The organism is Agathobaculum sp. LCP25S3_E8 (assembly GCF_052117165.1).
Taxonomy (GTDB): domain Bacteria; phylum Bacillota; class Clostridia; order Oscillospirales; family Butyricicoccaceae; genus Agathobaculum.
On sequence record NZ_JBQKJR010000181.1, the window covers coordinates 1 to 444 of the forward strand.

Sequence of the window (444 nt, forward strand, 5' to 3'; positions counted from 1 at the left end):
ACTTGTGATATCGTTAAGTCTTTCCGCTCCAAGAATCTCGGCTATGTTTATTCTGCTTCTCACGGTTTCTTTTACGATCAGGGCAAGGGAGACGTACGCCACATGCTCAAGTATGCGGGCGACGAGCTGACTCACGTTCTGCTCGCAGACACCTGGAACCAAACCAAGGACTGCCGCTATATCCTCAATCCGCCCTGGCTCAACAGCCGTGGCCGCGCGGACGTCACCATCCATCAGCACACCGCCATGGGCGAGGGAGAGGTCGATTTTGACGGTATCTTCGAGACACTGCGCGAGATGGACTTTGCCAACAAGCAGCTGAAGCCCGACGCACCCAAGGTCGGCGGCGACAACATCATATGCGTGTCCTACTTCGGCTTCCCGGAGAAGATGGATCAGCAGGCTCCTGAAGCCCTCGAGCGCATTAAACGCGAACTCCTCTAA

The 444-nt window shown here is 55.6% G+C and carries 1 protein-coding gene; it reads left to right on the forward strand.

Features of this window, described 5'->3' with window-relative positions; genetic code table 11:
* Nucleotides 1–444: TIM barrel protein (locus tag ACTQ34_RS18180; protein WP_441364996.1), on the forward strand; the 444-nt coding region annotated here is incomplete at its 5' end.